The organism is Candidatus Paceibacterota bacterium, assembly GCA_041666915.1.
GTDB lineage: Bacteria > Patescibacteriota > Minisyncoccia > Phycocordibacterales > PALSA-1337 > C7867-002.
The window spans coordinates 1-23359 of the sequence record JBAYFZ010000007.1; the positions used below are offsets into that span (position 1 = coordinate 1).

Genomic DNA, 23359 nt, shown 5'->3' on the forward strand with positions numbered 1-23359 from the left:
CAATTACGAAAGAAAGCAGTGGACCAGAAAAAAGATGACGCCTGTCGAATACAGAAATCATCTTTTAGCCCGGGTCGAGGGTTAGAGGGTTCCAATGTGTCTACTTTTTAGGGTACAGATCACAAAATAATGAGTGAGCTTGACCGAATCACCATTTAAAACAAACACCACCTAGTCTTTTTACTTAGTGGTGTTTTTGATTCGACGACTATTGAACAAGTTCACAAACGTCCCTGGAAAAAACTAATCTCGGAATCGCCTTTAGTGGTACGTTTCCCTCCCACCATTTCACAGCTTCAGGAGATTTTTTACCCAACTCCTTCATAGCTTCAGTGGTCTCTACTTGATAACCACCAAGATTTTGTGGTTTACCACCACGAGCACCGACTTGAATACCGACTGATGATTGCTTTGGTAACGGTATGACCGCACCAATCCATTCTTGTCTCACCCATTCCGGAGCTTGTCCTGGAGGGGTAGAGACGATTTTGATAGCACTCATATAATATACAAGGAACTCCTTTCTTTTGTTTACTCAAAACTAACAATTTTATGACTATAAGTCCAGAGAGCGAGCTGTTATTTTGATTGAATTTTCATAATAAAATGCTATCATATAAATATGACTAATATGCCTACAACAATCTATAAAAAGGCGACCCAAGCATTGAATCTACTTGCTCGCAAGAAAGATGGAAAGATTAACAAGATGAAGGCTATAAAGCTTATTTTTCTTGCTGACCGTCTGCATTTGCGAAAATATGGCAGACCTATAGTTGGTGACATGTACTGGGCAATGAAATTAGGTCCAGTTGGTTCGCTAACAAAAAATGTTGCCGAACTTTCGAGCATATCGGATGAGGCTTTGGCTTATGCAAAAAAATATATCAAACCTATTGATGAAAAGAAACAGACACTTGTTTCTCTTAAACAAGAAGATTTAAGTGTATTTTCAAAAACAGATCTTGAATGTATTGAGTCTGTATATAATAGATTTTCCGATAAAGACCAGTTTGAATTGGCCGAGATAACGCACGAATTCCCAGAGTGGATAAAACATAAAAAAGAACTTGATGAGGGTAAAAAAAGGGTAAGGATGGATTATGATGATTTTTTTACTAATACACCAAAAGGAGATGATTTGTTTTCTCAAAACAAATTAGATTTAGAAATGGCAAAGGAATCTTTTTCCGAACAAAAGGAAGTCTCCGCGTTTTTTACTAGCTAAACATGGAGCGCAATGGAAATACCGCCAAAGATCAGAATTCCATTGTGTATTGAACAAGGTTCAGTATTTAACTTTTTTGTTGATTTTAGCGATTCAAAGAGACAGTCAAAGAATCGCTATTTTATTATACTCAATCGCAATCCAAAAACCGACACAGCTTTAATCATGGTTACATCTACGACTCAGATACAGAAAAAGAAGGAATTTGTTAAAAGAGCTGGCGTTAGTGATAAAACCATTGTAGAGGTAAAAACAAAGGAACATTGTATCTTTACAAGCGATAGTGCATTCAATTGCAACGAAGTTTTTGAAGTAAATATGAACGATTTAATCAGAAAAATTGAGGAAAATGGGTCCATGAATTATCCCAAACTTCCAGACAATATTCTAAAACGGATTATAGCCGGCATTAACGAAAGCCCTAAAATCTCGCAATCAATAAAAGATTTGACGTAGTCTTCGGTGGGTTTCTAACAACTTTATGACTATAAGTCCAGAAGGTGTACAAGCCTTCACTAATCTCCCGATTACCTCTACAATTACCCCATGCCCATCACCCTTTCCACCAAAGTCTCAGAATACTTCCGCATAACCCCTATTCAGAAGACCGCACTCAAACGTCTGGGTATAGAAACATTGGAAGACCTCCTTTATCATTTCCCTGTCCGATATGGTGATACGGCAATAGCAAAAAGCATTGATTCATTGCAGGCTGGCGATACAGCGGTCATCTTTGGGAAGATCGGTGGACTCAAAGCTAGTAAGGGTTTCAAAACAAAAATAGCGATGGCAGACGGTTACATTGAGGATGAGACTGGTCGTATTCATTGTGTCTGGTTCAACCAGCCTTACTTGGCAAAAATGATTCAAGATAATTCTCTGGTCAGAATAGAAGGAAAAGTTAGTCAGAGAAGGAGCAAAGAGCCAGATAAACCAGGTGAAATTTATTTTTCCAATCCAAAAGTTGAAGCGGTGAACACGGTTCCGATAGGTGTTGGTGATTCCCTATTCGGAGATGGTAATGAAGCTCATACTCTCTACCCAGTCTACCCAGAATCTCGTGGTATCAGTTCTAGTTGGATATATCATTCCATACAAAAAATATTTAAAAATAATATTCTAGAAACACTAGAAGATCCGATCCCAGAATCTATTCTGACAAAATATCATTTACCAAGTATCAAAACCGCTATTATTTGGATACACACTCCACTCAGTAGAGATGACGCTCTCTCTGCTCGCAAACGTTTTTCTTTTGAAGAAATATTCGTTATTCAGATTGGAAAAAAGCAGGCTAGAAAAAAATACGAACAACATCCTTCTTTTCTTGTGGAAACACCACACGCAAATGTACAAGAATTCGTCCGACGTTTCCCATTCCAAGCAACCAATGCGCAGACACGAGCAATAGAGACTATCACTAGCGATATGCGCAAAGATCAAGCAATGTCACGACTTCTTGAGGGAGATGTAGGATCTGGCAAAACTGCTGTAGCTGCTGCTACTGCTTATGCTGTCATGGTTTCTAGACCAGTAAAAAATATTCCCGAACCAATTAAAATAGAAAAAAGTTCAACAAAGAAAAAGGTGGTGCCAACTCAAATAGACCGATCACAAAATCAACCTCTTCTCAAACCATCAGAAAATGTTGTTCGTTCTAGTAATCTTCAAGTCGCTTATATGTGTCCAACCGAAATTCTCGCTAGCCAACACTTTGAATCTTTCATTCAATATTTTTCATATATGCCAATACAGATCGGACTCATCACTGGTTCTGGTTGCAGAAAATTCCCTTCAAAGGTCAATCCAAAAGGCTGGACCGATATTTCTCGTACCCAACTCTTGCAATGGGTAGCAAATGGAGAGATTGCTGTACTCATTGGTACGCATGCCCTCATCCAAAAAGCTGTTGAATTCAAAAATCTAGCTTACGTTATCATTGATGAACAACATCGTTTTGGTACTGCCCAACGAGCAAAGTTGGTAAAAAAAAGTACTGCTCCTCACCTGCTCTCTATGACTGCCACACCAATACCACGAACCTTAGCTCTCACTATGTATGGAGACCTTGACCTCACTCTCATAGATGAATCCCCTGCTGGTAGAAAACCTGTCATAACCGAACTCGTTCTCCCAGAAAAACGTAATGAGGTTTATGAAAAAATAAGACAAGAATTACAAGCTAGCAGACAAATGTTTGTAATCTGTCCACGTATCAATGAGCCTGACCCAGATAAAGAGGCTGCTATTATTGCGAAATCTGTCAAAGAAGAAGCAATTCGTCTGAAACGTTCTGTATTCCCTGAATATGAGATCGACGTACTTCACAGCAAGATGAAACCAGACGACAAAGATGCTGTCATGAAAGATTTCAAAGATGGAAAGATAGATATTCTCTGTGCTACTTCTGTAGTTGAAGTTGGAGTCAATGTACCAAATGCCACAGTCATGATCATTGAAGGTGCCGAGAGATTTGGTTTAGCACAACTACACCAACTTCGTGGCCGTGTTATGAGAAGTTCTTTCCAAGCCTATTGCTACGCCTTCACCGAAACTACTTCTGCCAAATCCATAGATCGTCTCAAAGCTCTACAATCCGCCAAAAATGCTTTTGAACTTGCCGAACTTGATCTATCACAAAGAGGTGCCGGACAACTTTCTGGTACTCAACAATGGGGTGTTTCTGATATTGCCATGGAAGCCTTACAGAACTTGAAGATGGTTGAAGCAGCCAGAGCAGAAGCTTCTTTACTCATAGAAGATGACGTTTCCCTATCAAAATATCCTATATTAAAGAAAAGGGTTGATGTCCATATGATAACCTCGCATTTTGAATGATTTAAGAAGCGTGCAAAAAATTAACATAGTTGTAGAATGGAAGTAGCAAGTTCTGTAGTTTAGAATTTACCAACTAACTAAGAACCTATGTTTCTATCTATCTTCGCGATTATTTGTATCGTACTAGTGAGTTATCTCGCTGGTTTTATAACCGCATCCAATATTTATACTAAGGGGTGCTAGATTAATTATGCAAATGCCTGTCCGCCCTCCTGGGCTCGAATAGAGACCCCAGAGGTATATTTCCATATGGACTGTTCATTCGCACCTTGTGCAAATATCCGTCCGCCCTCCTGGGCTCGAACCAGGGACCCCAGAGGTATAAGCTCTGTGCTCTAACCAGCTGAGCTAAGGGCGGACGCATATTTTCACAGGTACTCATTCCAGTCCACAAGCTCTGTGCTCTAACCAGCTGAGCTAAGGGCGGGAACTTTATTTACTTATCTTCAAACTCTCATTCTTCTTCACTATTATACCCTGTGCGACCAAAATAGTTTCGTACTCTTCACGTTCAATAGTTTCGGTTTCAACAAGGCGCTTGGCAATAGCTTCAAAAGCTTTTTTGTTTTCAACCAAACACTTTTTGGCAATCTCATGAGCCTCTCTCATTATACGCGAAACTTCGCTATCTATCTCCGAAGAAACGCGCTCAGAATATTCACGATCAGAAACACCCATACCAAAGAGGACTTTGCCTTGGGCACTTTCCAAAGCAACTGGACCAATCTTGTCTGACATTCCATAGAGAGTTACCATGTCACGTGCTAAAGCTGTAGCAACTTGAAGGTCGTTGGATGCGCCTGTAGTAAGGTCGCCAAAAACCATAGTCTCTGCAACATACCCTCCGAGAGAGACTGCAATATCATCCAAAAACTCTTTGCGTGATTGGAGTTTCCTTTCTTCAAAAGGTAATTTCAAAGTATAACCAGCGGCTCTTCCACGGGAGATGATAGAAATCTTATGGACAGGATCTGCATAAGGTAAGACCGAAGAAATGATAGCGTGACCAGCCTCATGATACGCAGTGATCTCTTTTTCTTTCATAGAAAGAATATGGCTCCTACGCTCTGGACCTAGCATAACTTTTTCAATAGAACGAATCAAATCAAATTGACCAATCTTATTTCTATTTTCTCTAGCTGCCAAAATAGCAGCTTCATTCATAAGAGAAGCCAAGTCTGCACCAGAGAATCCTGGAGTACGTTCTGCAACAACTTTTATATTCACATCTTCAGCCAGTTGTTTCTTTACAGAATGAATCTTCAAGATTTCTTCACGGTCACCTCTATCAGGCAAATCTATGACCACTCTACGATCAAATCTTCCTGGACGCAAAAGTGCTGGATCTAGAACATCTGGACGATTCGTAGCTGCCATTACAATGACTTTTTCATTTGGTTCAAAACCGTCCATCTCAACCAAGATCTGATTTAAGGTTTGTTCACGTTCATCATTACCACCACCCATACCAGAACCGCGTGCCCTACCGACTGCATCTATCTCATCAACGAAGACGATAGCTGGTCCAGCTTCCTTGGCCATTTTGAATAAGTCTCGTACACGAGAAGCTCCAACTCCTACGAACATTTCTACAAATTCAGATCCTGAAATAGAGAAGAATGCTACTCCAGCTTCACCAGCTACAGCTCGAGCCAAAAGAGTCTTTCCTGTTCCGGGTGCGCCCATGAGAATAACGCCCTTTGGTATCTCTGCACCGATCTCAATAAACTTTTTTGGATTACGTAGAAAATCTACAATCTCTAAAAGTTCCTGCTTGGCTTCTTTTGCACCAGCAACATCTTTGAAAGTTACTTTCTGCTTTACATCATCGGGCATAGTGATACGAGCTTTTGATTGACCAAATGTCATGGCTTGCATACCCGCCCCACGAACTTGTCTAGATATGAGCCAGACAAAAAATACTAAAAATAATATCGGAGCCAAAAATGGTGCCAAAGCTGATGTCCAATACCAAAATCCCCCAGGTTGAACAATCATAATAGTTGTTGTAGCCAGTTTTGCTGAAGTAACACCAAAACGTGCGAGTGATTCTGTTAGAGATGAGTCTGATTCTTTTTGTGCTGTCTTCAGAGATTTGTCTGTATAAGTAGCGGTGATATCATCGCCAGAAATCTCCAAAGAAACAATGCTCCCTTTTTGAATATCGTTGGCAATAGAAGACAAAGAAGTCGGTGTAGTTGCAACTTTATTCTCAGAAAATCCTGCGTACAAGCCAGTTATGAGAAGAAAAATCAAGATGACAAGAGAAAGCAGGTTCAAAAAGCTTAGGTTATTTGGAAACCATCCACCACCTTTTCCTTTGATTTCATTGGGTTTTTTGACTACATTATTTGCCATATTTGAATGTATTGTTGATTATACAGAAAAGTGTAATAAAGGAAAGAAAAAGCCCAACCTTTTGAGTTGGGCACCTGATTGGAGTTCAGGGTTTATTTTAAGGTAACGATACTCTTTAACCTAACACCGCACTGTTAAACCTCCTAACAAAATCAACCACGGCGATTTTGAGAGAGGTATTGATGTACTCAAGGTCAAGATCAATCGGTTTCCTTATCAGGGGATGCCCACTGACTGTTCCGTGAAAAATAGCCAGGTTCCAAGGATAACCTTCTATTGTATTCCTCTCCATAGTGACATCAACCTCTATACTAGGGTCAAGTAATTGCGGATTATTCAGATCAGCGAACAGTATAGTGGCACTGAAAGATTTTCGTAAAACAATTTTACCACTAGGACCAGGTTGGACAAATTTCAATTGTTCACCCGCTATCATGTCCACCTGATGAAAAACTATGTCATCATGACCAAAGAATTGTTGAAGAATAAACTTAATGATCTCCAACACCCTACAATCTCCCAAAACCATTGAGAGCTTTCTAACTGGTTTATTTTCAATGGACTCTTTTTTCATTTTTTCCTTCAAGGAAATGTAGGGCTTTATTGCTTCTACAGCTATTGTCACAACAGCCAAAATACATCAGTATTCTCATATATCTTGGCTGTTGTGAGGTGATTGATCTGAAAATAGATTAACATGATTAAGTGGATATTGTCAAACAAACAAAAACCCACGAGTTGTCTCGTGGGAATGTTAAAAAACTAACTTATTTATCATCATCAAAACCTTTTTTCAAATGAAGATCCCTCAGAAAAGGGACTGACATGAAGACTGCTACTGAGCCATCACTCTTACTAAGTGTCATCTCTTTTTCAGATGAAATGCACCATCCTATATCTTTATACTTACAAAGGTCAAAATGAGCAGTAAATTTTGACTGGCTACGATAGCAGTTAGGACTAGTGTGTGAAGAGTCACATAGGTGAAAACTTGCCACTACCCCACTAACAATACTATTCTCTGTTTGTTTGCATTCTCCAAGAAACGATATGGAAATATCTCTAACCTTAAGATGAGTTTCCAATGACATCCTCACCATTTGTTTGCAAACATCAATAGCCAACAAAGCTGACTCGCTAATAACCACTTGTTTTCTTTTCATTTTTCCTCCAATTACTGGATTTCGATAGAGATATGACTACCGAGTCACCGTTATGGCAACATCATAATAAGAATGGATCTCTAATCATGATGTTGCCGAGGAAGAGGGTCTAGGGTTATTTAAGCATGAATAAGTGAATTTGTGGAGATTGGTGAATGATATTAGGAACTGTTTTAGGTAAAAGAAAAGCCTCCCACAGAGAAGTCCGTGAGAAACTTTTCTGTGGGAGGTGTAGCAGCTAGGCCACAACCGCAACCTGCTTTTTGATTTTTTTTACAGGCTGAGACTTGAAGCATCGTATGACAAAATCATCCGTCACATAATACTTCTTATCATCGGCGAGAATGATCCAACCACCACCAGCCGGAACCAGTGGATCCATGTAACCTTCAAAGGCACGGACCAAGCTCGGAGGAATCATCTGGGGATTAACCAGACGGTTGAAATGGAAGCCGTCATTGAATTTCTTGGAGTAGAAGGTCTCGATCTCTTCCTGTGTAAATGGCGTCCATCCTTTTCCACGGGCCTGCATGAACCGAACGATCCACCCTGCTGAGACTTCAGTTTCACTGTGGTCAAATGCGTCAAACAAGTGTTGTGAAGCATCAATGTGTTCAGGAGTAATTGGGAACTCCTCAGTTGCTGTGATAATTTTTTTCTGGCTCATAATTTCCTTTCAAAGAATTGTTACTTGTTGTTATACTGCTTGAAATCCTCAACATTTCAGGACTTTAAGCAATATAAAACAAGCTACAATCTAATTATATTATAGCATAGCTACTAGTTATTTGTCAATTGTGGAGATGGCGGGAATCGAACCCGCGTGCAATCGATATGTATAGAACGATTCTACAGTGTTAGCAAACTTTATACTGCCGAAGTAGATTTAATGAATACATCCTAGAAAGTGTGCAAAATGTGTATTCACGATCTCATGAGTTCAAGAAATAGAGTGAGAAACTCTACTTCCCTACATCCAGATTATTACGCCAACTCCAAAGTAAGGATCCCCTTAGAGAGACGGCTCTTTAAACAAGAGCGAATGCAAAGTCCTTTTGTCCAAAATATGGAGAAACGGTTGATTTAGCATTTAGAATTTCCATCAGATTTACGAGTTAATGGTGCTCGCACTGCACGAACTAACATGACCGGTTGTCTATGCCGATCACCCCCAGTTATTTTGTGTCATCCCCGCGAAGGCGGGGATCCAGGATATAGCCACTAAATTTATTGGTAATATACTGGATTCCCGCCTTCGCGGGAATGACACAGAAGTTATCAACGATCTCTAAAATCTCTTCTCACCGTCCTATCAGTCTCGCGCTTTTTTATCGTTTCGCGTTTATCAAATTTCTTTTTACCACGGACGACAGCGACTGAGACTTTGATGAGGTTGCCTTTATTATATACCGAAATAGGCACAATTGTCAATCCACGACCAAGTTCCACATCTGCCAAATGAGTAATTTCTTTTTTGGTCAAAATAAGACGACGATTTCTACGAGGTTCATAACCTTTTGGGGTATTATTCTCTTGATACGGTGGAATGAAAAGGTTCATAACATAAGCTTCACCTCCACGAACGATGACGTAAGCCCCTTCCAAAGATCCCTGATTCTTCTTTACTGATTTTACTTCAAAACCAGACAACTCAATACCAGCCTCAATTTTTTCAAGGATTTCATAATTAAAATGAGCCTTTTTGTAATCAATAAAAGTAACCATGCAGATATCGTAACATAAAAAATAGTATATACTATATACCTATGTCCGAACAAAATGATTGGAAATTATACTCAGAAAATGGAGATGCTTGGCATGCCATGTTAGCAGACTGTGCCAAAGCAAAAGAAACTATCGTCTTAGAACAATTCATCTTCTTCAAAGATGAATACGGCCAAAGACTCATAGACATCTGCAAGGACCGAGCTAGAAACGGAGTCAAAGTACGATTTCTTTGGGATGCAGCTGGAAGCTTCACATTGTGGGGCTCGAACACGGCTGAAGAATTAAAAGAAAGTGGCATAGAACTTTTATTCTGGAAAACTCTCATTCCAGGATATTTTCGTGTACCAAATTTTCGTTCTTGGTATTTCCGTAACCACAGGAGGACTTTGGTCATAGACGGTAAAGTTGGTTACACCGGCAGTATTTGTGTCAACGATGCTTTCAAAAATTGGCGTGATACGAATGTACGATTAGAAGGTCCCGTTGTAATGGAAATGAAAAATGCTTTTGAACAAATGTGGCTACGGGCACTCAAATTAAAAAAGTTACGACATACAAGACACCCTTATAATGCTGAATTCAAATATCTGACCAATTATCCAGCCCCAGGACGTAGACATGTTTACACCGAACTTATAAAAGCTATGCGCGAAGCAAATGATCATATCTACATAACCACTCCATATTTCGTACCAACACATAGGCTTTATCGCACCATCAAAGCTGCTTCCAGACGTGGAGTTGACGTGCGATTGATTGTTCCAGAAAAATCTGACCATTACGCCATAGATCTCGGGGCACGAGCATTTTTCAAAACGTTACTACAATCTGGAGTCCGTATATTCCTATACCAAGGTAATATGATCCATAGCAAATCAATCACAATAGACAATACATGGTCTACTGTCGGCTCAATGAACTTAGACAGTGCTAGTTTGTTATACAATTTTGAAGCCAATATAGTTACAACCAATGACAAATTCTCTAAAGAACTAAAGGAACATTTTATGAAAGATATAAAAGAATCAAAAGAAGTAAATCTCAAAGAATGGCAAAATCGTTTCTTCCTAGAAAAAATACCCGAGATGCTCATTCATTTGGTTAGAAAATTCCTATAAAAAATCCCCCTAGCTCTCATACAAATATGAGGTTAGAGGGATTGTCCGCTAAAAGCGAACGATTAGAAAACTAACGAACTCGTCCGTGATTCAATTGGGGAACCACGACTTGATGGTTAACTGAGTTGTAGTAGATGGCATTTCCCAAAAGATTACTGACATGCGCACCTAGAAGTCCGAGAGCATTCATGCTGACACGTAATACCAAAAACTTACTCCCTACCCTGAATAGAAACAGGGTTACCATACCTCCTTTTCCAAGTACAAAACGGTGATTCTCTACAACCGAGATAATTTGTCCTTGATTGAGAAATGAGCGAGAGAAATCTACTCCAAACCCTCCAAAAATTTCCATCAAAACTCCTCCTTTGAGAATTTCGTATGTTTTCACTTCAACTTCTTTGGTTGGATAATCTTCAACATCACAGCCGAGTTTAGAAAATTCTCGACCATTAGTAGTGAAGACTTTTGATTTGCTAAGGAATTCTTTACCAGTTGTAGCTGGTATGATAATCCTCCTATCATTGAATAATGGCCTGAAACGACCGACACCATTTTCAACAAACCCACCAAACTCCCTTCCAACAACATCTCTCGTTTCTTTAGCAAGTTTATGACCACCGGCTAGAACGTACTGGCAACTATGCCTATTAAGAATACCCTCCTTAGATAACTCATTCACCTTAGACACTACCGACTTCACAGTAGCTGCTACCATAAGGTTTACAAGGTTACGTTTCTGACCATCACTAACTCCGTCTCCGTTTCCGTTATTATTACGAGATGTAATCAATGTCTTTTTCATTGTTATCATCCTTTCATACATACTTACGTTGTTTTCTATGCGTGGCTACTCCATTTCACCACAACAACAAACATCCTTCCTCACAACCAATGAAAGATACTCGTTGTTACAGTGAATGAACCACAATATCAAAGGTCAAATTCGTGTAAAGTATGTCACGATTGAACCTGCAATGTCAATGATTTTATATTTGCTATCTACCTCCTTATATGCTATAAATATGTTTCCTAACCGTAATCTTTGAAACATTGGCAATAAGAGTCAAAATCAACCATCAAATCAAGGCGCCTCAATTGCGCGTCGTTACTGCCGAAGGAGATAATCTCGGCGTAATTCCGTTATCTCAGGCTATAGCAGAAGCAGAGAAACGTGGATTGGACTTGATAGAGATCTCCCCTACCGCTGTTCCCCCGGTAGCCAAGATAATGGATTATGGAAAGTATAGCTACGAAGAAAAGAAAAAGACCAAAGTAGCCAAAGAGAAGACTCAGGTAAGCGAGCTCAAGATTGTCCAAGTAAAGATCGGCACAGGCGATCATGATCTAGAACTCAAAGCCAAGAAAGTATCTGAATGGCTAGCTGAGGGTAACCGTGTCAAAGTTGATCTTTTCCTTATCGGTCGCTCGAAATATATGGATATCAAATTCCTAAAAGAACGTCTCGAGCGTATTATGAAATTGGTCACCGTCGAATACAAAGTTACTCAGGATGTAACGAAAGGACCAAAAGGATTGTCGATAGTCATAGAGAAAAAATAACAGACCCTTCGATAAAAACTCAGGGTAAATAACATGATAAAAACAAACAAATCATACGCAAAGAGATTCAAGGTCACACGTAATGACAAAGTCATTTCACGCAAGCCTGGTCAAAACCATTTTAATGCCAAAGAACGTACCAGTACAAGTATGGGCAAGCGTCGTACAACTGAAGTTCATATGAGCAACAAGTCCAAGAGTCGTTTCTTGGTGAACCTTTAATAAACATTTAGAAAACTACCATGACAAGAGTAAAAAAAGGAGTAAATGCACTGAAAAATCGCCGTAGTGTCCTCAAAGCTGCCAAAGGCTTCCGTTTCCGCCGTTCCAATACCGAGCGAGCTGCAAATGACGCTTTGAGTCATGCTGGAGTCTACGCTTTCGCTCATCGCCGTGACAAGAAAGGTGACTTCCGCCGTCTCTGGAATGTGAAGATCAACGCTTCCCTACGCCCACTCGGTTTCTCTTATTCCAAATTCATTGGTGCTGCCAAGAAGAAAAATATTGCCCTAGATCGCAAGATTTTGGCAACTCTAGCAGAATTCCAACCTGAGACTTTCAAGAGAGTTGTTGAGTCAGTTAAATAATCAGCAAACTACATACTACCTAAAAAAACGCTGTGATGGCGTTTTTTTTATGAGAGCAAAGTGGTTTTTAGTGCAAAGTGCAAAGTGCAAAATGCAAAGTTGTAGTTACTAGTGAATAATTAAGGAACTTAATAACTTTTCACTAAAACTTTGCATTTTGCACTTTTCACTTTGCACTCATATTCCTAAAACTCATCCCAACAAAACCGTACTCCCCACCTCTGGTACCACTGCCTTCACCCCGACTTCATCATTGATTCTTTGCGCCAAATGCATAGAAGACCTAGGTTCACCCATAACAACAAAGACTTCCTTCAAACCACTTTCAGCAGTTGTGACGAATTCTAATAGATGATCTCCGTCCTTATGTGCAGAATAGCCATAAAGCGTCTCTATATGCGCCTTCACTTTGATAGTATCTCTATAAATCTTCACCTTCTTATTACCATCAGCCAATTCACGACCCAGAGAACCCGCAGACTGATAACCAACAAACAAAATTGTACTGTTGGAATCTGGCAAATATTTTCTTTCATGACTGATCACGCGTCCACCGATGGACATTCCTGAACCTGCAAGAATAATCTTTGGGCCTTTTGTATTTTCTATATCCCGAGATTCATTTGAGAGCATTGTATATTCTAAATGTGGAAATTTGAAAATATTATCACCATTACCTATTTGTCCACGAACCTTATCATTGAAAAGATCAGTATTTTCTGAATACACTGAAGTGGCATTGATAGCCATAGGTGAATCCACAAAAACTGGAATACTAGGAATCTTTTTTTGTTCTATCATATTGTTCAATTCAAAAAGCAGTATCTGCGTACGGTCAACAGAAAAAGTCGGTATGACCAAAGTACCGCCACGAGCAATAGAATCTTTTACAACCTGACAGAATTTGTTGGACCTTCCCTCTCTGCTTTCGTGATTGCGATCACCGTAAACACTTTCCATGATTATATAATCAACACTGCCGACCGCTTCTGTATCTCTGAGCAAAGGTGCTGGAGAATTGCCTAGATCTCCGGTAAATAATATCTTCATCTTATTACCATCTCCTCTTGGAGTTGTAACTCCTACCATGGAAGAACCCAAGATATGTCCTGCATCTTTCAAAAAGATTTCTACATCTTCAGTCAGTTTGAATACTTCATGATAATTTATTGTTTTCCAAAGTGGAAAAACTGCCTGAACATCGTCATTGTTATAGAGTGGTTCCAAGCCCTCTTGTTTGGCTTCGTTGGTCAAAATTCCCACAGCATCATTTAATATAATCTCCGCAAGTGCTTTCGTCTGTGGCGTGGAATATATCGGTCCGCTATAACCTTCTTTGACCAGTTTCGGAATACGGCCAACATGATCTAGGTGAGCATGTGTGATGAAGAGGGCTTTAATAGAGCCAATGTCATAACCAAATGGTTTACGGTTTTCATCAGTAGCCACCTTCTCTCCTTGTACCAATCCACAATCAATGAGAATCTTCGTACCACCGATTGTTTCCAATAAAAAGTTAGCACCAGTAACTGTCCCTACTCCACTACAAAAAGTTATTTTGGGATTATTCATATTTGAGATAATTATACTTTAAGTCCAAAAGAAAAGCGCCTACAATATCGTAGACGCACTTCGTAGATTGCAAGAGTAAATACCTGTTAATACAGGTGGGTTGCCTAGCTTCCAACGCCACGAGGGGTCGCAGAAGAAATTGAAAAGTTTGACCAGTTCGTCGGCCTCCCTAAAGTTTTAACTTTGTAGGATTTTACTCATGCAATCTGTATACATTTTATTCCTATCAAAAATAAGTGCAAGCAAAAAATATAGTTCAGACACAGATTTGACACAAGAGACAACGTTGACAAATTACTCCAAGATTCCATCCAAATCCACATCATAAAGCATTTGTTCTGCAAGCAGACGATAATCAAACAATTCTTCCTTCTTGAACCAATGTGCTATCTCATCATCCGCCTCTTTGACCGAACCAGAAGCGTGAACAAGATTGCGTACAGAACGGCCATCAGAATCACTCATCCTGTATGAATCCAAAACAAAATCTCCACGAATAGTACCAACAGCAGACATGACTGGCTCCGTTCCTCCGGTGATTTTCCTGACAACTTCTACAGCATGTGCACCCTGCCAAACCATAGCGATGATAGGACCCTTGGTCATATAGTTGACCAAATTCTTCAAAATAATAGAAGTAATCTTCAACGGATCATTGTGTGGTGGTATCAAACCTTTATCCGTATAACCTTTTATAGTTTTTAGTCCAGTCTTCAAACGCCACTCTGGATCAAGGGTGTAATGTTTTTCTATAAGTTCTGCAGTTGGAATCATCATCTTTATTCCAACCATCTTGAGACCTATTCTTTCATATCTCTTGATAATCTCTCCAATAAGAGTCCGTTGAATCCCGTCTGGTTTGATGATAACTAGAGTACGTTCAACCTTTGGGTGAGGAGTCATATTGGTAATAAATTATGATAAAAGTAATATGAATCATAACTCATTTACTCTAAAGATAAAAGCGAACAACAAACAAGTTTACTGTGTCAAAATCTCCGCTCCACTTTTTGTAATGACAACGGTATGCTCAAAATGAGCCGAGGGATTACCATCGGCAGTCTTATACGTATACCCATCATCACCAAGTTTGACGCGTCTTGTACCAAGATTGAACATTGGTTCAATAGCTATAACCATCCCTGGGGTAAGAATATCCCCTTCTCCAGCCGTTCCGTAGTTTGGAACATAAGGATCTTCATGTACAGAATATCCGACACCATGTCCTGATAATTCTTCAACAACACCATATTTGAATGGAATCGCCATCCTAGAAACAGCCTCACCAATATCACCAGTTTTGTTCCCCCCTTTTGCAACCCTGATACCAGCATAAAGAGCTTTTTTTGTAACTTCCAATAACTGAGTGAGCTCTGGAGAAATCTTACCAACAGGGACAGTAACAGCCGAGTCGGTCACCAAGCCTTTGTGAGTAAGACCGAGATCAAGAGTGACAATATCACCTTCTTTGAGTACCTTATCTCCTTCATTGGGAATACCATGAACAACCTCGTCATTCACAGAAACACATAGGGCTGCTGGATATGGTCGCTTGGCACCAAAAGGTTTGTAATTCAAAAAAGAAGCTTCATCACCACCTTCGGCAATAAGCTCTCTGGCCCGATTTTCCAATTCCAAAGAAGTAACACCAGGTTTTACCATTCCTGCCAATTCACGCAAAATAAAAGCATGTCTTTTGCCCCCTTCACGAAGAATGTTGATCTCCTCCTTTGTTTTTATCGTCACCATATTTTAAACCTACACCAAACCTACTATTTTCACAATGTCCTCATGGATAGCTTCAGGAGTCCTTTGACCATCAATCTGGAGAAAATTGTAGTTGGGATTACCTTTGTAATATTCAATAGTTGGCTCTACATCCGTCTTATACCAAGCAAGTCTCTTTGTTACATCTTCTTCTTTATCATCCAATCTCTGCCTAAGCGACAACCTCTTCATAGCTTCTTCTGGAGAGATTTCCAAATGAACGACCCAAGGTTTTTCAAGTCCGTAAAAATTAAAAATTGAATTCAAAACTCCAGCTTCATGGAATTTTCTAGGTGTACCATCAAAAATAAGATGTTGATTGCCTTTATAATTCTCAATCAATGGAGTAGCCCACATATGAACTGTGAGAAATTCTGGCATCAAACCACCAGTTTCATATAAAACTTTTGAGACTTTTTGTGTGGCACTTTCTCCTTTTATAAATTTGCGAAATTCTTGACCTGTATAGATATATAAAATGTCATGCTCTGGATCTTTCTTTTTCAAAGCGTCCATGAGCAACTTGATCTGAGTTCCCTTACCACAGCCAGAACGACCGATAAATATAAATGATTGTAATTTCATAAGGTGTATTATAACCCAGATAAGTCGTCACTGCGAAACTGGGTTTTTGTCATTCCCGCGAAGGCGGGAATCCAGGATATAACCACTGGATCTAGCTTAGTTGGTAATACACTGGATTCCCGCCTTCGCGGGAATGACACAACTAGTATTCTCTCATTGCAACCTGAGCATCAATCTTCTTCAATAGATCTAGAACTACAGAAACAACGATGAGGAGAGCAGTACCACCAACAGCAACACCTTGGCCTTTATCTGGTGAGAAAGCTTGAATAATAAGAGGAAGGATAGCGACAACACCTAGAAAGAGTGCACCGACCAAAGTAATACGAGTGACAATATTACCGATATGATTTTGAGTGTGTTCACCAGGTCTTACACCAGGAATGAAAGCTCCAGAACGTTGTAGGTTTTCAGAAATTTGTTTTGGATCAAAGGTGACGGCGGTATAGAAATAAGTAAAGAGAACAACCATGACAAAGTAAAGTATGCCGTAGATCAATGTGCCAGGAGAAAGGAATGTTGCAAGTGATTTTGCCATATCCGCTACTCCAGGATAAGTATCCCACTTACCGATAACATTCAATATGATTGATGGGAATATCAATATAGACATAGCAAAGATGATTGGGATAACACCAGATTGATTGAGACGCAAAGGAAGGTAGGTAGTAGAACCACCGTAAACTTTGTTACCACGAACCTGCTTGGCATAAGTGACAGGCACTGACCTTTCAGCCTCTGTAACGTATATAACGCCAGCTACGGCTGCGATAGCGATAACTAGTGTAACAATATAAAAAGGAAGATCAGAAGCTCCTGTCGTAGAAAGCTTTTGGAAATTTTGAACTATTGTTATTGGCAATGTAGAAACGATACCGGCAAAAATAATCAAAGAAACACCGTTTCCAATACCAAATTCTGATATAAGTTCACCAACCCACATGAGCAACATTGAACCTGCTGTAACGACTATAACGTTTACAATAAAAGAAAACATATCCATTTGTGGTAAAACGTTTTGAGATTGGAGAAGGATAATAAAGCCAATTGCTTGTATGATTGCCAAAGGTGCACCTAACAAACGAGAGTATTGTGAAAGCTTAGCTCTTCCTGCTTCCCCATCCTCATGGAGCATATTCTTCCACTTTGGGAACATCATAGTAAGAAGCTGAATAATGATGGAACCAGTGATGAAAGGACCGACTCCTAACATTACAATAGAAAGATTTGAAAGACCTCCTCCTGAAAAGATATTTAGGAATCCTAGAAGCTGGCTAGAAGAAAGGAGTTTTGCAAGATTTTCTGCGTCAATACCAGGTATTGGAATAGAAGCTAATACACGAAAGAGTACCAATGCCATAACCGTAAAACCAATCCTTTTTCTCAAAATTGGATCTTTGAATGCTATCGTTACTTTTTCCCAGAATTTTTGCATAATTTTCTTTATATGTTAACGATTACACTGAGCCATAACTAATTAAGATTTTGATACTTCTGACTTCTTGGTATCTTTTTTACTTTCAACTTTTGAATCTTTTTTATCTTTCTTTGGAGCTTTTTCAGTCTTTTCAACTTTTGCTTCTACTTTTGGAGCTTTAGCTTTTTTTGGTTCGGAAGCTTTTTTGATTTGAGCTGGAGTTTTTGTCTTAATCAATATCTTAGAAGGAACTGGAGTAAATGAACCACCTGCTTTGATAACTTTTTCTTTTGCAGAATCAGAGATGAAACAACCAGAAATCTTCAAGGCTTTTGTGATCTCACCGTCACCGAGAATTTTTACAGCGGGAATATTACCTGACAAAGTAGCAATGACTCCCTTTTCAACCAAAATGGTTGGGGTGATAGCGTCGTTGGTTGAAAATACATTTTCAAGGGCTACCAAGTTGACCACTATTGGTCTCTCTTGGAAAGGTTTGTTGGAATTCTTACCACGACCACGGAGCTTTGGAACACGCTTGATGATATCACGCCATTCAGGACGGCGTTTGTTACCAGCACGAGCGGACTGACCTTTGCCTCCACGGCCTGAAGTCTTACCACGCTTTCCCCCACGCGCTACGATCATGCGCTTCTTGTTTGGGTGTATTCTTTTTAATTGGTTTGATTGCATGTTATTTTTTTACTTCTGTTCGTCCGTGCAAAGTTGCTCGGGAAACTTTACTTAACTTCTTCAAAGCTTCAATGGTTGCCTTGGCATTGTTGAGTCTATTTTTACTACCGGAGATGAACTTGGCACAAACATCTTTGATACCCGCAAGTTCAATGACAGCACGAGCGGAACTTCCTGCAACGACACCACTTCCACGAGCTGGGAAAATCTTGATCATGGCACTAGCGTACTTGCCTTCTACAGCATGAGGAATAGTCATTTGAGGAGAAAGTGTGACCTTGATGAGGTTTTTCTTGGCTTCACGAGTAGCCTTCTCTACTGAAAGAGCTGTGTCTCCACCTTTACCCAAACCTACACCAACACGACCCTTGTGATCTCCGGCAACAACAGCAACACTGAATGTATAACGACGTCCTCCGGCTGCAACACGAGTCACACGGCGAATATCAATGATCTTTGAATCAAACTCTGGTTTGACACGTTCCCTAGGTTCACCACGACTTGGTCTTCCACCACTGCGTCCTCCTTGCTGACCAGCACCCTGACCTCCATGACCACCGCGTCTTGCTGGGTCACCACGCATCTTGCGACCAGGTGTAAATTTGTTTCCTTCTGCTACTACTGGAAGAACAGCTGTAACATCAACTCCTGTAGCAGGAATCTTTACATCTGTAGGAACCTCGTTATTTAGTTTTATTTCTTTTGCTGGCATATTGGTGATTAAAATTCTAGACCTCCCTTTCTTGCGGCATCAGCGACCATTTTGATTTTTCCTGTATACAAATATCCACTTCTATCAAAAACTACTTTGGTTATCTTTGCGGCCTTGGCTTTCTTTGCAATCTCTACACCAACCTCTTCAGCACGCTCTACTGGTTTCTTGGCTTTTGAAATCCTAGTATCGCAAGAAACTAGAGTGTGACCTTTATCATCATTGATGATCTGAGCGTAGATATATTTGTGTGACTTGAAAACAGCCAAGCGTGGTCTTTCGGCTGTGCCATGAATCTTGGCACGGATACGAGCCTTTCTGCGTGCAAATATTTGATCTTGTTTTTGTAATATACTCATGGTGGTTTTTATGCAGCCTTCTTACCCTGCTTACGTCTTACGACTTCGTCTGAATAATGAACTCCTTTACCTAGATAAGGTTCAGGTTTCTTGAAAGAACGAATGTCGGCAGCGAATTGACCGACTTTTTCACAATCAATACCGGAAACTGTAATGGTATTTTTTTCTGATATAACTTTGAGATCTGGTGGAATAGCAACTGTAATAGTATGAGAAAATCCTAATGCTAAAACTAGATCTTTGCCTTTTATATCAGCTTTGTAACCGATACCTTCTACAACAAGTTTCTTTTCGTAAGCTTTGTTGACTCCAGCAATCATGTTTTTGATATGAGAAGCGTATGTTCCCCAGAGAGCTTGGTTCTGGAGAGTATTACTACCCAAAGTCAAAGTAATGCCTTCTTTATCAATAGCAACATTGATACCTGGTTTGAAAATCTTGGTCAATGTTCCTAGAGGACCTTTGACAGTCATAATACCGCCTGAAAAACTAGCTTCAGTCTTTGGTGGTAATACAATAGGTTTTTTTGCAATTCTGGACATGTTATTTGTGGATATTACCAAATCTTGAACAAGACTTCGCCTCCGACTTTGTTCTTTCTTGCTTCTACATCGGTCATGATACCTTTTGGAGTAGTAAGAAAAGTATTTCCAAAACCACTTCTGTACATACGAATATCACTAGATTTCATATAAATGCGTCTTGAAGGTTTTGAAATGCGTTCAACATCGTTGATGCGAGCCCCTGTCTGGAAGTAGATCAAACCGATCTCTAGTTCTTTTGTAAAAATCTTACCTTTCTTTTCAATACTTCCAATGTAACCTGCCTTTTTCAAAGCATGGGCAACATTTTCAGCAAACTTGGAATACAAAACTGTAACCGAAGGCTTCTTGGCGTCACTGCCGTTCTTGAGGCGGATTATGAGGTCTGAAATAGGGTCTGTTACCATGATGATTTTTTTATACCTGGAATAGCACCTTCGTTGGCGAATTCACGGAAACAAATACGGCAAAGGTCAAAATCTCTCATATAACTGCGCTTGCGACCACAACGGAAACAGCGTCGAACTACCCTAGATTTGAACTTGGGTGTCTTTTTTGATCTTGCTATAACTGATGTTTTTGCCATTTTTTGATTTTTTGAAAAAAAATGAAGATTGGTTAGCTGTACCCCGAAAGGTTATGCTTCCAATCAATATTTTGTTCAAATGCTTCCTTTTTCTAAGGTAGAGCTATCCTAGCAGATGAAGTGGAATAAAGTCAATAGCGCTAAATTCAATTAAGTATTTTAGGTATTAATTCACGGGATATCTTACGAACTCTTACCTTTTCTAGTTTCATAACCGATGATTTCATCAATCTGTGCAATCCATCCAATATAAGCCAGTGACCCTTATTTTCCATAATGTCTATCGGATAAACGAGATCTGCATTCATTGTACGTTTATATTCTTTCTCATGTTTGTCTGGATTATCAATTACTTCTCGTGGCTTAAGATTATAGACACCACCCTCCCAAAGAAATGGGATATCAAAATGCCAAATCAAATCATTAATACTCATATCTTCAATTGGTACATCCAAATCCCAAACCTTTTCTTCGTCCCAGCTAAAATCAAAGCCAACATCCTTAATAATCTGAGGAATTGGCGCTACTTTCTTAGCTTCTTTAATGACATGTTTCTGAAATTCATAGTCTCCAAATTTTTGCATAGACGTATTTAGTTTTTATTTAATCTACAACTTATTCAACAAACCTCCACCCTTTTTATTCGGTAAAAAATTCTTTTTACTTACAATTCCCTTTCCTATACGACCCTCAATATCAAGTCTAGTCTTACCAGCCACTTCACCACCTTCTTTGGCATCTTTTTGCATTTTAAGAAAATCTTCTGAATCTCTCTCCTTAGTCAATTTGGTCGTGGTCGCTTCGCCTAGCATAGTCAAAATAAGCTCCAAATCTTCCATGTGATCACGGAGATTATTTTCTTTAGATAAAGACTTATGTTTTTTGTATTCTTTTGCAGTTAAATCAAACGTGCCCTTGTAAATTTCATCTGTTAAAATAGCAAACTCCATACCTTCCCTTAGCCCACGACTTTTCCATTCATCAGTAAGAGTGTTACGGACGTTGATACCACGTAATCTCTTATCAATCCAATCTTTTGGATAGCCCTTTCTTTCATAAATAGCCTTGGCCCTATTTACAGCAAGTTCTGGATCACGAATTTCATCGATCCTTTCTTTACCGACTTGAGCTAGCCAAAGCTTGAACGGTTCGGCTTTTGGGGACGGAATAGACTGAATGATGCGGAAAATACCTTCTAAATCCGCACAAACCATCTTCTGACGACCTCCTTTTGTCATTACGTCAAGGGTATGTACAATTTGTACATACCCTTGACTGAGTACCTCATCTCGATCTCTAATTCGTTGAATATACTGCTTTGGGTCATCAGAGTCTGTAAGTGCAAAAACGACATCTTCCACGACAAAATACCATCGCTCGTTATGCCATGTTTTACGAATCTTCTTACCTTCAAAAATTGCAAGATGTTTTTCTACTTGTTCCATACGACAATTCTCTCACTCCAACAAAAAATTACAATATTGACTACAATCAATAATAAGTGCGCATACAAAATTAGCCCCGCTCCGACGAATCGGAACAGGGCTAAGGACTAAGTTTCTAAGGACCGGAGTCCAAAGCGACTTAGTGTTGAGAACTACTTGCGAACACCGGCGAACCACCAGACGTCGTCCCAGCCGTCGTCGTTGCGGTTGACGACCACCTTGCGCTTGCCGCCCCAACGGCCGAACGCGGCGCAGCACCAGTTGCCTTTGGCATCTTTCCAATGAGTGCCGTGGGGCTTCTCATCAGCGAAGGCGGGATCGGCTTCATTCACGGCGGCGACAGAGATCGGGTCAGCGGGCTTGAGGCCACGCAGCTCGAACTCCTTTTCGAGGTCATCATCGGAGATGAAACCGTTGCGCTCCGAGAGGTCGGGTTTGAAGAACACGACCTCGACTTCATCGCCTTCACCTTTCGGCATGCTGTCCACGACCTTGCGGTCCGTGTACTGTGCGCGGCCAGTGGCTTCAATCGCCTCTTGCCGAGAGCGACTACGATTCACTTTGGCGGTGCGGACGATCAGGTTCGAGACCACTTCAGCACATTCGCGGAAGGGCGTAAACATCATCATTCCGAGGTTCTCGACTCCGAGAACTTGTTGAGCGACATCTGAGGTGATCTCGGAACGATGCTTGCGCATCGCGTCGCGGAGTTTGTTGACGGCGTTTTCGATTTGGCCGTCGGTCATTTCGGCTGCAGTCATGATCTGTGTCATGGTGTCATCCTTTCGTATTTGATTTCCCTCTAATCCGAGGAGGAACTATAAGCCGTAGTGGTTATAGCCAAGAAAAGCCTACTTTTAAGCCTCTTTTGGCTATAACCATACGATTGAACACAATCGCCTACTGGGTCGCAAGTTAGTATCAAAGAACTACTATAGTAAAATACATATAATATAGCTACATGTCAAGGATAGGTCTAAAATTCCACTCTGAAGTGCAATACTAACTTTTGTAAAGAACATATCCGCTGCTGTACGCTAGTAGTGTTAACAGACTAGCAACAACAACGGATATGTATACGCATATTACCAGAGACGA

General features: G+C 40.1%; 28 protein-coding genes, 1 tRNA gene and 1 other RNA gene. 7 read left to right on the forward strand and 23 right to left on the reverse strand.

What is annotated here, in order from left to right:
• Positions 1-208 precede the first annotated feature (208 nt).
• A complete protein-coding gene (locus tag WCS89_04195; protein MFA6554675.1) occupies positions 209-502 on the reverse strand; it encodes a hypothetical protein in 294 nt (97 codons plus the stop codon).
• Between the two features lie 129 nt (positions 503-631).
• Here WCS89_04195 and WCS89_04200 point away from each other — a divergent pair, with 129 nt between their 5' ends.
• From WCS89_04200 to WCS89_04210, 3 genes are all read left to right on the forward strand, one after another.
• The gene (locus WCS89_04200; protein MFA6554676.1) at positions 632-1228 is read left to right on the forward strand and encodes a Panacea domain-containing protein; all 597 of its coding nucleotides are present in this window, start codon (positions 632-634) and stop codon (positions 1226-1228) included.
• Between the two features lie 12 nt (positions 1229-1240).
• On the forward strand, positions 1241-1684 hold the full coding sequence (locus WCS89_04205; GenBank protein ID MFA6554677.1) for a hypothetical protein: 444 nt from the start codon (positions 1241-1243) through the stop codon (positions 1682-1684).
• 90 nt (positions 1685-1774) lie between these two features.
• The gene (locus WCS89_04210) at positions 1775-4066 is read left to right on the forward strand and encodes an ATP-dependent DNA helicase RecG (protein MFA6554678.1); all 2292 of its coding nucleotides are present in this window, start codon (positions 1775-1777) and stop codon (positions 4064-4066) included.
• A gap of 284 nt (positions 4067-4350) precedes the next feature.
• On the opposite strand, the gene WCS89_04215 is transcribed toward WCS89_04210, so the two are convergent.
• From WCS89_04215 to smpB, 7 genes are all read right to left on the reverse strand, one after another.
• Positions 4351-4424: transfer RNA gene (locus tag WCS89_04215), tRNA-Ile, on the reverse strand.
• 74 nt (positions 4425-4498) lie between these two features.
• Positions 4499-6424 (reverse strand): ATP-dependent zinc metalloprotease FtsH, encoded by a 1926-nt coding sequence (ftsH, locus tag WCS89_04220; GenBank protein MFA6554679.1) that lies wholly within the window; start codon positions 6422-6424, stop codon positions 4499-4501.
• Between the two features lie 115 nt (positions 6425-6539).
• Positions 6540-6998 carry a hypothetical protein gene (locus tag WCS89_04225; protein MFA6554680.1) on the reverse strand — a complete coding sequence of 153 codons (459 nt, stop codon included), beginning with the start codon at positions 6996-6998 and terminating at the stop codon, positions 6540-6542.
• A gap of 193 nt (positions 6999-7191) precedes the next feature.
• The gene (locus WCS89_04230; GenBank protein ID MFA6554681.1) at positions 7192-7587 is read right to left on the reverse strand and encodes a hypothetical protein; all 396 of its coding nucleotides are present in this window, start codon (positions 7585-7587) and stop codon (positions 7192-7194) included.
• A gap of 238 nt (positions 7588-7825) precedes the next feature.
• Positions 7826-8254: a hypothetical protein gene (locus tag WCS89_04235; protein MFA6554682.1), complete on the reverse strand. Its 429-nt coding sequence runs from the start codon at positions 8252-8254 to the stop codon at positions 7826-7828.
• A 128-nt stretch (positions 8255-8382) separates the two neighbouring features.
• Positions 8383-8760: a transfer-messenger RNA gene (gene ssrA, locus WCS89_04240) on the reverse strand.
• 105 nt (positions 8761-8865) lie between these two features.
• Positions 8866-9312: an SsrA-binding protein SmpB gene (smpB, locus tag WCS89_04245; GenBank protein MFA6554683.1), complete on the reverse strand. Its 447-nt coding sequence runs from the start codon at positions 9310-9312 to the stop codon at positions 8866-8868.
• Positions 9313-9353: 41 nt separating this feature from the next.
• On the opposite strand from smpB, the gene WCS89_04250 reads away from it, so the two are divergent.
• Positions 9354-10433, forward strand: a complete 1080-nt coding sequence (locus WCS89_04250) for a phospholipase D-like domain-containing protein (protein ID MFA6554684.1) — start codon at positions 9354-9356, stop codon at positions 10431-10433.
• A gap of 70 nt (positions 10434-10503) precedes the next feature.
• Here the strand turns inward: WCS89_04250 and WCS89_04255 are convergent, their stop codons facing one another.
• The gene (locus WCS89_04255) at positions 10504-11238 is read right to left on the reverse strand and encodes a hypothetical protein (GenBank protein MFA6554685.1); all 735 of its coding nucleotides are present in this window, start codon (positions 11236-11238) and stop codon (positions 10504-10506) included.
• A 248-nt stretch (positions 11239-11486) separates the two neighbouring features.
• On the opposite strand from WCS89_04255, the gene infC reads away from it, so the two are divergent.
• The 3 genes from infC to rplT are packed head-to-tail and all read left to right on the forward strand — an operon-like array spanning position 11487 to position 12583.
• A complete protein-coding gene (infC, locus tag WCS89_04260) occupies positions 11487-11996 on the forward strand; it encodes a translation initiation factor IF-3 (protein ID MFA6554686.1) in 510 nt (169 codons plus the stop codon).
• 33 nt (positions 11997-12029) lie between these two features.
• Entirely contained in the window at positions 12030-12218 is a 189-nt protein-coding gene (locus WCS89_04265) for a 50S ribosomal protein L35 (protein ID MFA6554687.1), read from the forward strand.
• A 20-nt stretch (positions 12219-12238) separates the two neighbouring features.
• Positions 12239-12583, forward strand: coding sequence for a 50S ribosomal protein L20 (gene rplT / locus WCS89_04270; GenBank protein MFA6554688.1), 345 nt, complete (start codon positions 12239-12241; stop codon positions 12581-12583).
• Between the two features lie 192 nt (positions 12584-12775).
• Here the strand turns inward: rplT and WCS89_04275 are convergent, their stop codons facing one another.
• The 14 genes from WCS89_04275 to WCS89_04340 all read right to left on the reverse strand — a co-directional run bounded on the left by WCS89_04275 (position 12776) and on the right by WCS89_04340 (position 23034).
• Positions 12776-14155 (reverse strand): MBL fold metallo-hydrolase, encoded by a 1380-nt coding sequence (locus tag WCS89_04275; GenBank protein MFA6554689.1) that lies wholly within the window; start codon positions 14153-14155, stop codon positions 12776-12778.
• Positions 14156-14449: 294 nt separating this feature from the next.
• Positions 14450-15058 carry a nucleoside-diphosphate kinase gene (locus WCS89_04280; protein ID MFA6554690.1) on the reverse strand — a complete coding sequence of 203 codons (609 nt, stop codon included), beginning with the start codon at positions 15056-15058 and terminating at the stop codon, positions 14450-14452.
• Positions 15059-15136: 78 nt separating this feature from the next.
• On the reverse strand, positions 15137-15904 hold the full coding sequence (gene map, locus WCS89_04285) for a type I methionyl aminopeptidase (protein MFA6554691.1): 768 nt from the start codon (positions 15902-15904) through the stop codon (positions 15137-15139).
• A 9-nt stretch (positions 15905-15913) separates the two neighbouring features.
• Positions 15914-16507 (reverse strand): nucleoside monophosphate kinase, encoded by a 594-nt coding sequence (locus tag WCS89_04290; GenBank protein ID MFA6554692.1) that lies wholly within the window; start codon positions 16505-16507, stop codon positions 15914-15916.
• 142 nt (positions 16508-16649) lie between these two features.
• Positions 16650-17942 (reverse strand): preprotein translocase subunit SecY, encoded by a 1293-nt coding sequence (secY, locus tag WCS89_04295; GenBank protein MFA6554693.1) that lies wholly within the window; start codon positions 17940-17942, stop codon positions 16650-16652.
• A 42-nt stretch (positions 17943-17984) separates the two neighbouring features.
• A complete protein-coding gene (locus tag WCS89_04300) occupies positions 17985-18617 on the reverse strand; it encodes an uL15 family ribosomal protein (GenBank protein MFA6554694.1) in 633 nt (210 codons plus the stop codon).
• 1 nt (position 18618) lies between these two features.
• A complete protein-coding gene (locus WCS89_04305; protein MFA6554695.1) occupies positions 18619-19329 on the reverse strand; it encodes a 30S ribosomal protein S5 in 711 nt (236 codons plus the stop codon).
• Positions 19330-19337: 8 nt separating this feature from the next.
• Positions 19338-19688, reverse strand: coding sequence for a 50S ribosomal protein L18 (gene rplR, locus WCS89_04310; protein ID MFA6554696.1), 351 nt, complete (start codon positions 19686-19688; stop codon positions 19338-19340).
• Between the two features lie 8 nt (positions 19689-19696).
• Positions 19697-20230: a 50S ribosomal protein L6 gene (rplF, locus tag WCS89_04315; GenBank protein MFA6554697.1), complete on the reverse strand. Its 534-nt coding sequence runs from the start codon at positions 20228-20230 to the stop codon at positions 19697-19699.
• Between the two features lie 14 nt (positions 20231-20244).
• On the reverse strand, positions 20245-20637 hold the full coding sequence (gene rpsH, locus WCS89_04320; protein ID MFA6554698.1) for a 30S ribosomal protein S8: 393 nt from the start codon (positions 20635-20637) through the stop codon (positions 20245-20247).
• Positions 20631-20816 (reverse strand): type Z 30S ribosomal protein S14, encoded by a 186-nt coding sequence (locus WCS89_04325; protein MFA6554699.1) that lies wholly within the window; start codon positions 20814-20816, stop codon positions 20631-20633. The genes rpsH and WCS89_04325 overlap by 7 nt, the downstream gene beginning before the upstream one ends.
• A 146-nt stretch (positions 20817-20962) precedes the next feature.
• Positions 20963-21400 (reverse strand): hypothetical protein, encoded by a 438-nt coding sequence (locus WCS89_04330; protein ID MFA6554700.1) that lies wholly within the window; start codon positions 21398-21400, stop codon positions 20963-20965.
• A 24-nt stretch (positions 21401-21424) separates the two neighbouring features.
• On the reverse strand, positions 21425-22261 hold the full coding sequence (locus WCS89_04335) for a Bro-N domain-containing protein (protein MFA6554701.1): 837 nt from the start codon (positions 22259-22261) through the stop codon (positions 21425-21427).
• A gap of 152 nt (positions 22262-22413) precedes the next feature.
• Positions 22414-23034, reverse strand: a complete 621-nt coding sequence (locus tag WCS89_04340) for a hypothetical protein (GenBank protein ID MFA6554702.1) — start codon at positions 23032-23034, stop codon at positions 22414-22416.
• Positions 23035-23359 lie beyond the last annotated feature (325 nt).

Bases quoted from the DNA above. Each gene is read 5' to 3' on its own strand.
- WCS89_04195 (MFA6554675.1), bottom strand. From the start codon at position 502: ATGAGTGCTATCAAAATCGTCTCTACCCCTCCAGGACAAGCTCCGGAA.
- WCS89_04200 (MFA6554676.1), top strand. From the start codon at position 632: ATGCCTACAACAATCTATAAAAAGGCGACCCAAGCATTGAATCTACTT.
- WCS89_04205 (MFA6554677.1), top strand. From the start codon at position 1,241: ATGGAAATACCGCCAAAGATCAGAATTCCATTGTGTATTGAACAAGGT.
- WCS89_04210 (MFA6554678.1), top strand. From the start codon at position 1,775: ATGCCCATCACCCTTTCCACCAAAGTCTCAGAATACTTCCGCATAACC.
- ftsH (MFA6554679.1), bottom strand. From the start codon at position 6,424: ATGGCAAATAATGTAGTCAAAAAACCCAATGAAATCAAAGGAAAAGGT.
- WCS89_04225 (MFA6554680.1), bottom strand. From the start codon at position 6,998: ATGAAAAAAGAGTCCATTGAAAATAAACCAGTTAGAAAGCTCTCAATG.
- WCS89_04230 (MFA6554681.1), bottom strand. From the start codon at position 7,587: ATGAAAAGAAAACAAGTGGTTATTAGCGAGTCAGCTTTGTTGGCTATT.
- WCS89_04235 (MFA6554682.1), bottom strand. From the start codon at position 8,254: ATGAGCCAGAAAAAAATTATCACAGCAACTGAGGAGTTCCCAATTACT.
- smpB (MFA6554683.1), bottom strand. From the start codon at position 9,312: ATGGTTACTTTTATTGATTACAAAAAGGCTCATTTTAATTATGAAATC.
- WCS89_04250 (MFA6554684.1), top strand. From the start codon at position 9,354: ATGTCCGAACAAAATGATTGGAAATTATACTCAGAAAATGGAGATGCT.
- WCS89_04255 (MFA6554685.1), bottom strand. From the start codon at position 11,238: ATGAAAAAGACATTGATTACATCTCGTAATAATAACGGAAACGGAGAC.
- WCS89_04265 (MFA6554687.1), top strand. From the start codon at position 12,030: ATGATAAAAACAAACAAATCATACGCAAAGAGATTCAAGGTCACACGT.
- rplT (MFA6554688.1), top strand. From the start codon at position 12,239: ATGACAAGAGTAAAAAAAGGAGTAAATGCACTGAAAAATCGCCGTAGT.
- WCS89_04275 (MFA6554689.1), bottom strand. From the start codon at position 14,155: ATGAATAATCCCAAAATAACTTTTTGTAGTGGAGTAGGGACAGTTACT.
- WCS89_04280 (MFA6554690.1), bottom strand. From the start codon at position 15,058: ATGACTCCTCACCCAAAGGTTGAACGTACTCTAGTTATCATCAAACCA.
- map (MFA6554691.1), bottom strand. From the start codon at position 15,904: ATGGTGACGATAAAAACAAAGGAGGAGATCAACATTCTTCGTGAAGGG.
- WCS89_04290 (MFA6554692.1), bottom strand. From the start codon at position 16,507: ATGAAATTACAATCATTTATATTTATCGGTCGTTCTGGCTGTGGTAAG.
- secY (MFA6554693.1), bottom strand. From the start codon at position 17,942: ATGCAAAAATTCTGGGAAAAAGTAACGATAGCATTCAAAGATCCAATT.
- WCS89_04300 (MFA6554694.1), bottom strand. From the start codon at position 18,617: ATGCAATCAAACCAATTAAAAAGAATACACCCAAACAAGAAGCGCATG.
- WCS89_04305 (MFA6554695.1), bottom strand. From the start codon at position 19,329: ATGCCAGCAAAAGAAATAAAACTAAATAACGAGGTTCCTACAGATGTA.
- rplR (MFA6554696.1), bottom strand. From the start codon at position 19,688: ATGAGTATATTACAAAAACAAGATCAAATATTTGCACGCAGAAAGGCT.
- rplF (MFA6554697.1), bottom strand. From the start codon at position 20,230: ATGTCCAGAATTGCAAAAAAACCTATTGTATTACCACCAAAGACTGAA.
- rpsH (MFA6554698.1), bottom strand. From the start codon at position 20,637: ATGGTAACAGACCCTATTTCAGACCTCATAATCCGCCTCAAGAACGGC.
- WCS89_04325 (MFA6554699.1), bottom strand. From the start codon at position 20,816: ATGGCAAAAACATCAGTTATAGCAAGATCAAAAAAGACACCCAAGTTC.
- WCS89_04330 (MFA6554700.1), bottom strand. From the start codon at position 21,400: ATGCAAAAATTTGGAGACTATGAATTTCAGAAACATGTCATTAAAGAA.
- WCS89_04335 (MFA6554701.1), bottom strand. From the start codon at position 22,261: ATGGAACAAGTAGAAAAACATCTTGCAATTTTTGAAGGTAAGAAGATT.
- WCS89_04340 (MFA6554702.1), bottom strand. From the start codon at position 23,034: ATGACACAGATCATGACTGCAGCCGAAATGACCGACGGCCAAATCGAA.